Below are 13,550 nucleotides of genomic sequence, written 5' to 3' on the forward strand. Positions count from 1 at the left end.
CGTACGCCTGGCGCGCGCGGGCCGGTCAGGCGGGCGGGTGGGCGGAGGCGTCCGCCCGCGCCCGGTCGCGCGAGCGGCGGGCCGGGCCGCGCCAGCCGCAGCTGCACCGGGCGTGCGAGAAGGAGCCCTGCTCCTTCGTCGCGGTCTCGTGCGGGGCCGGGGGAGGTGGTGCGGACCGTGGTGCGGGCGGTGAAACGGCCGAGGGCGCGGTCGGTGCCGGGACAGCCGCCCGGGAGGTGACCGGGCCGGGAGTCGGACGGGTCTGGCCCGGACTGCGCGGGCCGGGCAGTTCCTCGGCGGTCCGGTGCCCCGTACCGCCGGCACTCTCCTCAAGGCGCACCCCTTCACCGTACCGTCCTCGGCCCAGGGCGTGACGGTCCGTGCACCCGTTCGTCGGCGGACGGAGAGGTTCCGATCCCGAAGGGGCAGGCGCCGGGATGCCCGCGCCGGAGGACATCCGCACGGGGGAAACCGCCGCGCCGTAGCCAGTCGTGGACAGCCCTTCGGCAACTCCGAAATGGTTCGGACGTGCCATGCGCAGAAGGTGCACCTCTCCCTACTCTGGGAATGCGGGATTCCGGCGTGCCGGGTCCGTCGCTTCGGAGCTTCGGAACACGAGGAGGTGGTGCGTGTGCCTGCATCTGTACCGGCGTCAGCGTCCCTGTCCGGCAGTGCTCGTGGATCGCGGGGCGGCGGGGTCCACGACTCGGTGGCCCTTGCCGAGATCGAGCTGTGCGGTGAACTGATGATCGCGGCCTCGGCGGCGGAGCGGGCGGGCGAGGAGCGGCTGAGCGCGGCCCGTATCGACGAGATCCTGCGGGTGGCCGCGGTGTACGGGGACGAGCCCGCCCACCCGCCGCTCAACCGTCGCCACGGCCGGACCCACGGCTGCCCGCGCTGACGCCGGGCGTGCCGTCGTACCGGGGCGGACGGTGACCGGTTCTTGTCGTCCGGTGCGCGGGTGTCCCTGCGCGGGCGCGCGCGGCGGTGGAGGTGCGTCGGGCGCGCGCGGCGGTGGAGGTGCGTCGGGCGGGTGTACGGCGTCCGGGCCGGGGCGGGTTCTGCGGTGACCGCTGACCGCTGACCGCCGTCCGACGCGGCGCCGCGTCGGACGGCGCCGGTTCCCGTCGTACGCTTGCCCCGCGCAGGCGCGCCGGGGTGGAGGTGCGGCCGCCGGGCATGCGTCCGGCCTGGGGAGCCCCCTCGTCCCGGGGCGTTGCCCGAACCCTCCGCGAACGGTACGGGGCGGCCCTCCGCATTGCGCGGGGGCCGGGAGAAGGAGCCGAGACGAAGCGAGCGCAGCGCACCGGACGCCGCCATGGGTCAGACACGACCGAGGGCGGGCTCCGCGCTGACCGCCGCCCACGCCTGGCTCGGGCCGAGGCTCTGCTGTCCGCGCGGGACGCTCGGTGTCTCGGCGCGGCCGGTGGCTGGTCCCGGCCGCTCCTCCGCGGCTGTCCGTGCCGACGCGCGGCGCAGCGCGCTCGCAGCTCCGCCCCGCCCGCAGTCCGCCCGGGTCGCGGCGCCGCAGGCTACGTGCGCAGCAGCCGGGCGATCGCGGCCGTCGCCTCCGCGACCTTCGCGTCCATTTCGGCCCCGCCGTCGACCGCCGCGTGCGCGACGCAGTGTCGCAGGTGTTCCTCCAGGAGCTGGAGCGCGAAAGACTGGAGGGCCTTGGTCGAGGCGGAGACCTGGGTGAGTATGTCGATGCAGTAGACGTCCTCGTCCACCATTCGCTGGAGACCTCGGATCTGTCCCTCGATACGGCGTAGCCGCTTGAGGTGCGCGTCCTTGTCCTTGCTGTAACCGTGCTCGCCGGTCGCGGCGTGAGCAGAGCAACATTCAGCCGCGCTCGGGTCGGCGACCACGGTGGCGGCAGGGACGTTCTCAGCCGTTGTCATGAGGTTCTCCCGAACGGGTGGAGAGGGGAAGACTATGGAATTAGAGCGGGCTTTATACCCCCTCTGGGTATACTGTACCCGATTCTTCCGATCCCTGTGCCGCGCCCGAAAGCTCATGGGTGACACTGGGGAACGCCGGTTCGCTGTGGCCGGATGATGCGCCTAGCATCAACGAGACCCGCCCCCCAGAAACCGATGCACACCGAGGATTCCCAGTGCGCTTTCGCCTGACCCCCAAGGAGACGAGCTTTTACGACATGTTCGCCGCCTCCGCGGACAACATCGTGACCGGCTCGAAGCTTCTGATGGAACTGCTCGGGGCGGACCCCTCCGCGCGCGCCGAGATCGCCGAGCGGATGCGGGCTGCCGAGCACGCGGGGGACGACGCGACGCACGCGATCTTCCACCAGCTGAACTCCTCCTTCATCACGCCGTTCGACCGGGAGGACATCTACAAGCTGGCCTCCTCGCTCGACGACATCATGGACTTCATGGAGGAGGCCGTCGACCTCGTCGTGCTCTACCAGATCGAGATGCTGCCCAAGGGCGTCGAGCAGCAGATCGAGGTGCTGGCACGGGCGGCGGAGCTGACGGCCGAGGCGATGCCGAACCTGCGCACGATGGACAACCTCACCGAGTACTGGATCGAGGTCAACCGGCTGGAGAACCAGGCCGACCAGATCCACCGCAAGCTGCTGGCGCACCTCTTCAACGGCAAGTACGACGCCATGGAGGTCATGAAGCTCAAGCAGATCGTGGACTCCCTGGAGGAGGCCGCGGACGCGTTCGAGCACGTGGCCAACACGGTTGAGACCATCGCGGTCAAGGAGTCCTGACCTCCAGTGGACACGTTCGGGCTCGTCGTGACCATCGGGGTCGCGCTCTTCTTCACGTACACCAACGGGTTTCACGATTCGGCGAACGCCATCGCCACCTCCGTCTCCACCCGGGCGCTGACCCCGCGTGCGGCGCTGGCGATGGCGGCGGTGATGAACCTGGCGGGCGCGTTCCTGGGCAGCGGCGTCGCCAAGACGGTCAGCGAGGGTGTCATCGAGACCCCGCACGGCTCCGGCGGCATGGCCATCCTCTTCGCCGCGCTCGTCGGGGCGATCGCGTGGAACCTGATCACCTGGTATTTCGGGCTGCCGTCCTCCTCCAGCCACGCGCTCTTCGGCGGCATGGTCGGCGCGGCGCTCGCAGGCGGGATCGCGGTCTACTGGTCCGGGGTGATGGAGAAGATCGTCATCCCGATGTTCATCTCCCCGCTCGTGGGACTGCTGCTGGGCTATCTCGTGATGCTCGCCATCATGTGGATCTTCCGGAAGGCCAACCCGCACAAGGCGAAGCGCGGCTTCCGTATCGCCCAGACGGTCTCCGCCGCCGCGATGGCGCTGGGGCACGGCCTCCAGGACGCGCAGAAGACCATGGGCATCGTGGTCATGGCGCTGACGATCGCGGACGTGCAGGACCACGACGAGATCCCGGTCTGGGTGAAGGTCAGCTGTGCCCTGATGCTGTCGCTGGGTACGTACGCCGGCGGCTGGCGGATCATGCGCACGCTGGGGCGCCGGATCATCGAGCTGGACCCGCCGCAGGGCTTCGCCGCGGAGACGACGGCCGCCTCGGTGATGTACACCGCGTCGTTCATGTTCCACGCGCCGATCTCGACCACGCACGTGATCACGTCCGGGATCATGGGCGTGGGGGCGACGAAGCGGGTCTCGGCGGTGCGCTGGGGCGTCGCGAAGAACATCGTGATGGGCTGGTTCATCACCATGCCTGCGGCGGCGGTGGTCGCCGCGCTCTGCTATGGGGCCATCGCCCTGTTCATCTGACACGCAGCTGACACGCAGCTGACACCCCGACACGGCGGGACCCGCCCCCGGAGTCCGGGGGCGGGCCCGTGGCCTCGCGGTGGCACCGCCATGCAGCACCGCGAGGAGTCTGCGGATCGGCCTGCCGGCCCGGCCCCCCGGCCCGGACCGGCCGACGGGAGAAGCGGCCGGGCGGCCGGATCAGCCGAAGCGGCCGGAGATGTAGTCCTCCGTGGCCTGGACCGACGGGTTGGAGAAGATCCGCTCCGTCTCGTCGATCTCGATCAGCTTGCCGGGCTGCCCGACCGCCGCCAGGTTGAAGAACGCGGTGCGGTCGGAGACCCGTGCGGCCTGCTGCATGTTGTGGGTCACGATGACGATGGTGTACTTCGACTTCAGTTCGCCCACCAGGTCCTCGATCGCCAGCGTGGAGATCGGGTCGAGGGCCGAGCAGGGCTCGTCCATCAGCAGCACCTGGGGCTCGACGGCGATGGCCCGTGCGATGCACAGCCGCTGCTGCTGGCCGCCGGAGAGGCCGGAGCCGGGCTTGTTGAGCCGGTCCTTGACCTCGTTCCACAGGTTGGCGCCCTTGAGGGACTTCTCTACGACGCCGTCCAGTTCGGACTTCTTGTACTTGCCGTTCAGCCGGAGGCCGGCGGCGACGTTGTCGTAGATCGACATCGTCGGGAACGGGTTGGGCCGCTGGAAGACCATGCCGATGGTGCGGCGTACGGAGACCGGGTCCACGCCGGGGCCGTACAGGTCCTCTTGGTCCAGCAGCACCTTGCCCTCGACCCGGCCGCCGGGGGTGACCTCGTGCATGCGGTTGAGGGTGCGCAGGAAGGTGGACTTGCCGCAGCCGGACGGGCCGATGAAGGCCGTCACGGAGCGGGGCTCGACGCTCATCGAGATGTCGTCGATGGCGCGGTGGGAGCCGTAGTAGGCGGAGAGGCCGCTGATGTCGATGCGCTTGGCCATGATTCGGATCACTCCTCGGGGGGTCTGGGGGGTCTCCCCCAGCAGGCTGGTTCTCGGGGCCGTCAGCGGCCGGACTTCGGTGCCTTCCAGCTGGCGATCCCGCGGGCCACCAGGTTGAGGACCATCACGAAGGCGATCAGCAGCAGAGCGCCGGCCCACGCGCGGTCGAAGGAGGCGTCATTGCCCAGCTTCCACTGCTCGTAGACGTAGTACGGCAGGGAGGACTGGGCGCCCTCGAAGGGATTGTTGTTGATCGACGGGGAGCCGAAGACCAGCAGCAGGATAGGCGCGGTCTCCCCCGCGATACGGGCGATGGCCAGCATGATGCCGGTCGTGATGCCGCCGATCGCGGTGGGGAGCACGACCCGCAGGATCGTCAGCCACTTGGGCACGCCCAGGGCGAGGGACGCCTCGCGCAGCTCGTTCGGTACGAGCTTGAGCATCTCCTCGGTGGACCGCACGACGATGGGCAGCATCAGGATCGCCAGCGCCATCGCGCCCGCGAAGCCCGAGTAGTCGAAGTCCAGCAGGATGATCCAGAAGGCCAGGATGAACAGGCCCGCGACGATCGACGGGATGCCCGTCATCACGTCGACGAAGAAGGTGACGGCCTTGGCGAGCCTGCCGCGGCCGTACTCCACCAGGTAGATGGCGGTGAGCAGGCCGAGCGGCGCCGCGATGACGCTGGCGAGGGCCACCTGCTCGATGGTGCCGATCAGCGCGTGGTACGCGCCGCCGCCTTCCTGGAGGGTGACCACGCCGTTCATGGAGTGCGAGAGGAAGTCGACGCCCATGACGTTGGAGCCGCGGGCGACCGTCTCCCAGATGAGCGAGACCAGCGGCACCACGGCCGCCAGGAAGCAGACCCAGACGATGCTGGTCGCCAGCCGGTCCTTGGCCTGCCGGGTGCCCTCGACGACGCTCGCCAGCGTGTAGTTGACGATGACGTAGAGCGCGGCGGAGATCAGGCCCCACTGGATGCGGCTCTCCAGCCCGCTGACCAGGCCGATGCCGCAGCCGAGCGCGACGGAGAGCGCGGCGATGCCCAGCGGCGCCCAGCGCGGGAGCCGCGGCTGCCGCAGCGGCGCGTGGGGCGGGGGCGGCGTGTCGTTGACAGGTGCCTTGTCCAGGACGGCGTCGGTCATGCGTTGGCCCCCGAGTACTCCTTGCGGCGAGCGATGATCAGCCGGGCGAGTCCGTTCACCAGCAGGGTGATCACGAACAGGACCAGACCGGAGGCGATGAGCGCCTCACGTCCGATGCCGCCCGGGGAGGCCTCCTTGAAGGAGGCGGCGATGTTCTGCGCGAAGGTGCCGCCGCCCGGGTCGAGCAGGCTCGGCGCGATCAGGAAGCTCGGCGAGAGGACGGTGGCCACGGCCATGGTCTCGCCCAGCGCGCGGCCCAGGCCGAGCATCGAGGCGCTGATGACGCCGGAGCGCCCGAAGGGCAGCACCGACATCCGGATGACCTCCCAGCGCGTGGCGCCGAGCGCCAGCGCGGCTTCCTCGTGCATCTTCGGGGACTGCTTGAAGACCTCGCGGGAGACGTTGCTGACGATCGGCAGGATCATGATCGCCAGCAGGATGCCGACGGTGAACAGCGAGCGCGCGGCGCCGCCGTTGTACTCCAGGACGCCCGTCCAGCCGAAGTAGTCGTCCATCCACTCGTAGAGGCCGGTCATGTGCGGCACCAGGAAGAGCGCGCCCCAGAGGCCGTAGACGATGGAGGGGACCGCGGCGAGCAGGTCGACCGCCCAGGCGAGCGGCGCGGCCAGCTTGCGCGGGGCGTAGTGCGAGATGAACAGGGCGATGCCGACGGCGATCGGGACGGCGATGACCATCGCGATGATGGAGCTGACGATCGTGCCGAAGGCCAGCACGGCGATGCCGAAGACCGGCGGGTCGGCGTTGGTGTCCCACTCGAAGGTGGTGAGGAAGTTGCCCTCGTTCTCGGCGAGGGCGATGGAGGTCTGCCAGGCGAGGAAGACCGCGATGGCGCCCATGACGACCAGCAGGATGATGCCGGAGCCGCGGGCGAGACCGAGGAAGACGCGGTCTCCCGCCCGGGTGTCCTTGCCGGAGGTTATGCTCCCCGCCTCCTTCGCCGGGGACGGTGGTGGGGGTGGTGGAGAGGCGGGTGCGGTGTCAGTGCTCATGGTTTCTCCGGTCTGAGTGGGAGCCTCGTCCGAAGAGGGCGGGGTTCCCGGGCGGCGGTGCACCGGATGGTGGGCGCCGATCCCGTGGTCCGCCGCACGGGGAGGCGGGCGGACCACGGGACGGGACGCTTGAGTTGTCGGGACTGCCGGGCTGAGCCGGGCCCCGGTGCTACGGCGTCACCGTGTACGTCACGTCGCGTCGTGGCGACGTCGCGGTGAGCAGGCGTCAGGCAAGGCCCTTGATGGTCTCCCGGACCTTGGTGATGATCTCCTCGGGCATCGGCGCGTAGTCGATGTCCGCGAGGGCCTTCTGGCCGTCCTCGCTGGCCGCGTAGGTCAGGAAGGACTTGGTGGCGGCGAGGGTCTCCTGGTTGTTGCCCTTGTCGCAGGCGACCTCGTAGGTCACCAGGACCATCGGGTAGGCGCCGGCGGCCTTGGTCGTGTAGTTCAGCTCGAGCGCCAGGTCCTTGCCCTTGCCGACGACCTTGGCCTCGGCGATGGCCTTCGAGGCGTTCTCCGTGGTGGCCTCGACGGGCGCGTCGCCGCCGGTGTCCAGCTTCACGGTGGGGGTGTTGCTGCCGGTGGCGTAGGACAGCTCGACGTAACCGATCGCACCGTCGTTCTGCTTGACGTTGGTGGCGATGCCGGCGGAGCCGTCGGCCGACTGGCCGCCCTTGGCCGCCCACTTCTTGGCGGGCTCGTACTTCCACGCCTCGGGGGCCGCGCTGTTGAGGTACTTGGTGAAGTTGTCCGTCGTGCCGGAGTCGTCCGAGCGGTGGAACGCCTGGATCTTGGTGGACGGCAGCTTCGCGTCGGGGTTGAGCTTCGCGATGGCCTCGTCGTCCCACTTGGTGATCTTCGAGTCGAAGATCTTGCCGAGGGTGGCGGCGTCCAGCACCAGGTCGTCCACGCCGGCGAGGTTGTACGTCACCGCGATCGGGCCGCCGACCAGCGGCAGGTCGATGCCCTGGCCGCTCTTGCAGACCTTCTTCGACTCGGCGACCTCGGCCGGCTCCAGGGCCGAGTCGGAGCCCGCGAAGGCGGTCTTGCCCTGGAGGAACTCCTGGATGCCGGCACCGGAGCCGGTGTCCTTGTAGTTGATCTGGGTGTCGCCGCAGGCGGCCTGGTAGTTCTTGACCCAGACGTCCATGGCGTTCTTCTGTGCGCTGGAGCCCGAGGCGAGCAGGTTGCCCTTGCCCTCGCACTTGATGTTGCTGGCCGCCTTGCTGGAGTCGCCGCCGTCACCCGTGTCCGAGTTGTCGTCCGAGCCGCAGGCAGTCAGGACGAGGGCGCCGGTGACCGCGAGAGCGCCGGCGGCGAGGGTGCGAAGCCGGGTCGTGCGCTGAAGCATCACGTTCGTTCAGTTCCTTCCTGGGGCCCGCCGATGGGGGCGGCGCGCGATGAGAATTGGGAGATCTTGACATCTTCGGAGCTGATTTCAGCTCCTTCGCGCGAACCTTGCCCTTCGGCGCGGCGCGCTCGTTGTAAGGCCGAAATTAGGCAGATCAGGTGAAGCGGCCCATGGCCAAGAGTGAACGCGAAGTGAACCTCGGCGGTCAGTGCGGTAGCCGTCGTGACCTGGCCGAGACCTGGCCACGCTGCGGGTACGGCAGGCCACCGCGAGCCACCTTCGGCCGTCTCCGTCACCCGCCTGCGGCACCCGTCCGCATGCCCGGTCCGCCGGGATCGTGCGGGGCGGCCGGGGCGCCTGGAGCGCGTGATGCCCTGTTGGCTTTGCCCCACCCGCGTGGCACGATCCGCGAGGGTGGCACGAGTGACACGGACCGGCGGGGGGATCAGCGGGCCGACAGGGGTTCGGCGGGGCTGGCGGGGATCGGGCGGAGTCGAGAGGGGGCGCGACCGTGGCGCGGAGGCATGCGAGGTCCATGACGCGAAGGAGGCGCGCGGCCGGGCTGACCCTGGCCGTGGCCTGTGTGCTGGGGGTGCTGGCAGCACCGGGGGCGGGCAGCGCGTACGCCGCCCCGCCGGAGCCCGCGCCCAGGCCGGGCGGCGCGGGGTACGGCAAGCAGAGCCTGGAGCAGGTCCGGCTGGAGATCGACGCGCTGCACAGCCAGGCCGGATCGGCGACGGACGCGTACAACGCCGCCGAGGAGAAGGCCGCCGCCCAGCGCAAGCGGCTCGCGTCGTTGAACCGCCGCACCAGCACCACCCGGGCCGAGTTGGCCGCCCTCCGCGACCGCGCGGGCGCCATGGCCCGCTCCCAGTACCAGAGCGGCGGCATGACGGACGCGGCCCGGCTGCTGCTGGCGGAGGACCCGGCCCAGTTCCTGCGCGACGCGGGGCTCGTGCGCGAGGGCCAGCAGGCCACCAGCACCTTCATGGGCTCGCTCCGGTCCACCGAGAAGCGGCTGACAGGTGACACGAAGGCGGCCTCCCGCGAGTACAAGCGGCTGGAGGGCAGCCGGAAGGCGAAGGCCGCCGCGAAGAAGGACATAGAGAGCAGACTGGAGAGGGCCGAGAGGCTGCGGTCGAGGCTCAAGAAGAACGAGCGCGCGCGACTGAAGGAGCTGGAGGCGCAGGCGGCCCGCGCCCGGCAGGCGAAGTGGGTCGCGGACACCGCGCCCGGGGAGTCCGGGGCCGAGGCGAGCGAGACGGGCGAGCGTGCGATCACGTTCGCCAAGGCGCAGGTGGGCAAGGCGTACCAGTGGGGCGCCGACGGGCCGAAGACCTTCGACTGCTCGGGCCTGACGATGCGGGCGTGGGAGGCGGCGGGCAAGTCGCTGCCGCGCACCTCGCAGGGGCAGTGGAAGGAACTGCGGCGGGTGTCGGTGGAGAAGATGCGGCCCGGGGATCTGATCATCTACCAGAAGGACGCCAGCCACGTGGGGATGTACCTGGGCGACGGGATGATGGTGCACGCGCCGCGTACCGGGCGCTCGGTCTCGGTGGAGGGGGCGGGCACGATGCCGGTCCTGGGTGTGGTCCGCCCGTAGCGGAGGGCTTGCCGCCGGGGCGGTGCGTGCCGGGTGCGTTCCGGGGCGGCGCTGCCGGGTGAGGTGCCGTCGGTGCGGCGCTGTTCGTGCCCTCCACGGTTGCGCGGAGTGGCCGCCGCGCCCCCGGCGGCCCGGTCCGTCGTACTGCCTGTGCGGCCGTGCGGCGGTGATCTGTCCGACAGGTTCCTCCGCCGCTCCGCAGGGCGGCTTGCGGACGCGAACGGCCGCCGGGCACTGCGGTGGTGGCCTCCGCCTCCTCCGGACGGGGTCGGCGGAGGGCGTCGTGCGGGGGTCGGCGGCCCGCGTGGCGCCCTCCGCCCGCCGCGCCTCGTACGGGCCTCGGCGGCGGCGGCACCAGGGCCGACGCGCGTGTGCGCAGCGTGCCGGCCGGGGGGCGTGCGCCCGGGCGCGGCAGGGCGCGCCGAGGGCTCGGCCCGTCCGCTGCGGGGAGGAGTGGCCCTCGCCCCCGCTACGGCCGCCGAGATCCCCGCCCGCCGATTGCCCCCTTCCCCGGGCCTTCACAGGGGGGAACGGAATGGTGCCCAAGGTGCGTGGCATATGCCATAGGCATGTTGCCGACAGGCATTCCGCCGGGGTACGGCGGAGCGCTAAGGTCGGCCTGCGGTGCCACACGACCAGTGCGCCGCCCCCTCGGGGGGAGGGAAGAGGAACCTAGCCATGCCGGCACCTGTGCCACGGGAGGACACGGCGGCCTCGTCGCTGCTCGCGACGATCCCGCACCAGGGCGAACCCACCGGGGAGGAGCACGAAGGTGCGGGACTGACCCTGTTGGTGATCGAGGACGACCCGACAGGCGCCGTCAGCGTGCCCGCCCTGCTCGGCGCTCCCGCCGAACCCATCCGCACCCGCACCGCCCGCAACCTCACCGAGGCGGCCCGGCTGCTCACCGACGACGTGCACTGCATCCTCCTCGACCTGGCCCTGCCCCCGGCCGACACCGCCCGCGGGCCGGGCGGCGAGGACGAGCTGGACACCCTGCGCCACGTCCTGCGGCTCGCCCCCCGGCACGCGGTGCTCGCCCTGACCGACGGCGCGGACGCGGAGCGCGCGTCGGCGGCCGTACGCGTCGGCGCGCAGGACTACCTCTTCCGCGACGAGCTGGACGGCCGCCTGCTCGGCCGCGCCATCCGCTACGCGGTGGAGCGCAAGCGCGCCGACCTCGCCCAGCGCCAGCTGACCGAGTCGCGGCTGCGCGCCCAGGAGAACGCCCGCCTGGAGCGCGGGCTGCTGCCGACCCCGCTGCTGCACGGGAGCACGCTGAAGTTCGCCGCCCGCTACCGCCCCGGGCGCTCCCGTGCGCTGCTCGGCGGCGACTTCTACGACACCGTCCGTACGAGCGACGGCACCGTGCACGCGATGATCGGCGACGTGTGCGGGCACGGCCCCGACGAGGCCGCCCTCGGCGTCTCGCTGCGCATCGCCTGGCGCGCGCTGACCTTCGCGGGACTGTGCGGGGACGAGCTGCTCGGCACCCTCCAGAAGGTGCTCGAACACGAGCGCGCCAGCGACGAGATCTTCGCGACCCTGTGCACCGTCGACATCGCCGTGGACGGGCGGCGCGCGGGCGTCTGCCTCGCCGGACACCCCTCGCCGCTGTTCGCGGGCGGAGCGGGCGGGGGGCCGCGCCTGCTGCCGTACGACGAGAGCGGCCCGGCGCTGGGGCTGCTGCCCAACGCCCGCTGGCCGCGCCGGCAGGTGGAGCTGGGCCGCTCCTGGTCACTGATGATGTACACCGACGGGCTGATCGAGGGCCGCATCGGCCAGGGGCGGCGGCGACTGGGCCAGGAGGGCATGGTCGACATCGTCGCCCGGCGGCTGCGGGAGGGGCTCCGCGGCGAGCGGCTGCTCGACGCGACGATGGCGGAGGTCCGGGGGCTCAACGGCGGGGAGCTGACGGACGACGTGGCCGTACTGCTGCTGGACCGGGACTGAACCCCCGCCGGGAGCGGGACTGAACCCCCCGCCGACGGGCGGCCGGACCGTTCAGCGACCGCCGTTGTACGGCCCGTACGGCCCGTCGCTGCTGCTGCCGCCCCGGCGGCGCGGGCCGCCCATGACCTCCTTGAGCGCGGGGCGCGCGTCCACGATGTAGACGATCGTCGCGATGAGGCCGATGATCTGGAGGAACAGCATCGGCAGCAGCGCGTTGACCAGCACCGTGATGCCCAGGAGGATCAGCCAGAACGGCTTGGTCTGCTTGTTGGCCGCCGGGTAGGCGTCGGGCCTGCGCATGGCCGCGTCGATGAAGGCGAACACCGCCATCCCGAGCATCACGAGACCGATGATCCACACCAGCGTCCCGAAGCCCTGCATCAACATGGTGCTCACACCCTCGCTCGCTGCGATCGCCGTCTGCGGCCCCTTGCGGCCACGCTACCCGTACAACGGGCCGGACACGCGTTCTGTGCCCGGCCCGTTCGGTTCAGCTGTCCGAGGCGGGGGCCGACTTCCCCGGCGCGGCAGGGCTCTTGCGGGCCGTCGGCTTCCGCGCGGCGGGCTTGGCCTTCGCCTCGCCCACCGGCTCGTCCTTCGTACCCGCCCCGCTCTCGGCCCCGGCCGCGGTGGCGGGCTTGGCCTTCGCCGCCTTCGGCGCGGGCTTGTCCGCGCTCGTGGGTGCGCTCGTGGGTGCGCCCGTGGACGTGCCCGCGTTCGTGCCCGTGTCCGTGCTCGTGGATGCGGCCTTGGGCGCGCTGCTGGGCGCGGCCTTCCGGGCCGCCGCCGGCGCCGCACCGGCAGCGGACCGCGGTTCGGCCGGGGGCTCGGCCACCCGGATCGGCGCCCGCTCGACCGTGACCTCGGGCACCTCGGCCTCTTCCTCACCGCGCCACTGCCGCACCGCGCCCCGGCCCCTCTCGGCCAGTTCGTCGTACGACTCGCGCGCCTTGACCGCGTACTCGACGGCCGCCCCCAGACCCTGCAACGCGAGCCCCTGCGCCTGCTCACGCAGCCTCTTCACGTCCGTGTCCACGTTGCCGAGCACCTCGGAGACCTTGGCCTGGGTCTCCTTGGCCTGGGCGGTGACCTTGGCCTGGACCTCGCGGGGATCGGTCTCCCGTACGGCGGCCAGGCGCTCGGGGGCCTCCTCGCGGATCTTGTCGAGCACGCCGGCGGCGAAGTAGAGCGGCTTCGGGTCGGTGAGTGTCTTGCGGATGTCATCGGCGATGGGCATGACGAATCCCCTCCGGGGCCTTGCGGTGACGTGGTGCGTCCCTGTGCGACTGTCCGTACTGCGGCTACGCCTGACCTGCGGTGTCCTCCGGCCCGGCCGGCCCGGCTCGGTGCTTCGGGTCCTTCGCGCGCGGGGCCTGCCTCGGCCGCTTCGGCGGCGGCGCCGCCTGCTGGCCGTGCTCCTTGCGGAAGGACTCGTAGATCTGGAGCAGCGCCTGCTTCTGCTGCGCGCTGATCGAGGGGTCGGCGAGCACCGCGGCGGTCACCCCGAGGCCGTCCCGGTCGCGGGCGGGCTCGTCGAGAATCCCGGCCTGCACGTACAGCGTCTCCGCCGAGATCCGCAGCGCCTTGGCCAACTGCTGGAGGATCTCCGCGCTCGGCTTGCGCAGCCCGCGCTCGATCTGGCTCAGATACGGGTTGGACACCCCTGCGGCATCCGCGAGCTGACGCAGGGACAGCTGCGCGTGGCGCCGCTGCTCCCGCAGGAACTCGCCGAGATCACCGACGTTCAGGGAAGCCATGCCCCCACTGTGCCCAACCGCTGCTAACTTTTGCAAGC

13 protein-coding genes are annotated in these 13,550 nt (G+C 71.4%); 5 read left to right on the forward strand and 8 right to left on the reverse strand.

Annotation, left to right across the window (positions count from 1 at the left end):
• Nucleotides 1-661 precede the first annotated feature (661 nt).
• Nucleotides 662-901 carry a hypothetical protein gene (locus H299_RS35355; RefSeq protein WP_051262691.1) on the forward strand — a complete coding sequence of 80 codons (240 nt, stop codon included), beginning with the start codon at nt 662-664 and terminating at the stop codon, nt 899-901.
• A gap of 631 nt (nt 902-1,532) precedes the next feature.
• Here H299_RS35355 and H299_RS0121100 read toward each other — a convergent pair.
• Nucleotides 1,533-1,901 carry a metal-sensitive transcriptional regulator gene (locus tag H299_RS0121100; RefSeq protein ID WP_078512913.1) on the reverse strand — a complete coding sequence of 123 codons (369 nt, stop codon included), beginning with the start codon at nt 1,899-1,901 and terminating at the stop codon, nt 1,533-1,535.
• A 215-nt stretch (nt 1,902-2,116) separates the two neighbouring features.
• Here H299_RS0121100 and H299_RS0121105 point away from each other — a divergent pair, with 215 nt between their 5' ends.
• Together H299_RS0121105 and H299_RS0121110 are read left to right on the forward strand one after the other, a co-directional pair.
• Complete coding sequence (locus H299_RS0121105) at nt 2,117-2,737, forward strand: DUF47 family protein (protein WP_027750030.1); 621 nt, start codon at nt 2,117-2,119, stop codon at nt 2,735-2,737.
• 6 nt (nt 2,738-2,743) lie between these two features.
• Entirely contained in the window at nt 2,744-3,736 is a 993-nt protein-coding gene (locus H299_RS0121110) for an inorganic phosphate transporter (protein ID WP_027750031.1), read from the forward strand.
• Between the two features lie 180 nt (nt 3,737-3,916).
• Here the strand turns inward: H299_RS0121110 and pstB are convergent, their stop codons facing one another.
• From pstB to pstS, 4 genes are all read right to left on the reverse strand, one after another.
• The gene (pstB, locus tag H299_RS0121115; protein WP_027750032.1) at nt 3,917-4,693 is read right to left on the reverse strand and encodes a phosphate ABC transporter ATP-binding protein PstB; all 777 of its coding nucleotides are present in this window, start codon (nt 4,691-4,693) and stop codon (nt 3,917-3,919) included.
• Nucleotides 4,694-4,755: 62 nt separating this feature from the next.
• The gene (gene pstA / locus H299_RS0121120; protein WP_027750033.1) at nt 4,756-5,838 is read right to left on the reverse strand and encodes a phosphate ABC transporter permease PstA; all 1,083 of its coding nucleotides are present in this window, start codon (nt 5,836-5,838) and stop codon (nt 4,756-4,758) included.
• Nucleotides 5,835-6,848 carry a phosphate ABC transporter permease subunit PstC gene (gene pstC, locus H299_RS0121125; protein ID WP_027750034.1) on the reverse strand — a complete coding sequence of 338 codons (1,014 nt, stop codon included), beginning with the start codon at nt 6,846-6,848 and terminating at the stop codon, nt 5,835-5,837. The genes pstA and pstC overlap by 4 nt, the downstream gene beginning before the upstream one ends.
• Nucleotides 6,849-7,074: 226 nt before the next feature.
• Nucleotides 7,075-8,202: a phosphate ABC transporter substrate-binding protein PstS gene (gene pstS, locus H299_RS0121130; protein WP_027750035.1), complete on the reverse strand. Its 1,128-nt coding sequence runs from the start codon at nt 8,200-8,202 to the stop codon at nt 7,075-7,077.
• 532 nt (nt 8,203-8,734) lie between these two features.
• Between pstS and H299_RS0121135 the strand changes: the two genes are divergently transcribed.
• A complete protein-coding gene (locus H299_RS0121135) occupies nt 8,735-9,802 on the forward strand; it encodes a C40 family peptidase (protein WP_027750036.1) in 1,068 nt (355 codons plus the stop codon).
• A gap of 678 nt (nt 9,803-10,480) precedes the next feature.
• Nucleotides 10,481-11,755 (forward strand): fused response regulator/phosphatase, encoded by a 1,275-nt coding sequence (locus tag H299_RS0121145; protein WP_027750037.1) that lies wholly within the window; start codon nt 10,481-10,483, stop codon nt 11,753-11,755.
• Nucleotides 11,756-11,806: 51 nt separating this feature from the next.
• Here H299_RS0121145 and H299_RS0121150 read toward each other — a convergent pair whose 3' ends face one another.
• From H299_RS0121150 to H299_RS35360, 3 genes are all read right to left on the reverse strand, one after another.
• Nucleotides 11,807-12,142 carry a DUF2516 family protein gene (locus tag H299_RS0121150; RefSeq protein ID WP_027750038.1) on the reverse strand — a complete coding sequence of 112 codons (336 nt, stop codon included), beginning with the start codon at nt 12,140-12,142 and terminating at the stop codon, nt 11,807-11,809.
• A gap of 103 nt (nt 12,143-12,245) precedes the next feature.
• Entirely contained in the window at nt 12,246-12,992 is a 747-nt protein-coding gene (locus H299_RS0121155; RefSeq protein WP_027750039.1) for a hypothetical protein, read from the reverse strand.
• Between the two features lie 64 nt (nt 12,993-13,056).
• A complete protein-coding gene (locus H299_RS35360) occupies nt 13,057-13,512 on the reverse strand; it encodes a helix-turn-helix domain-containing protein (RefSeq protein ID WP_078512914.1) in 456 nt (151 codons plus the stop codon).
• Nucleotides 13,513-13,550: the final 38 nt, after the last annotated feature.

It is taken from the genome of Streptomyces sp. CNH287 (assembly GCF_000424825.1).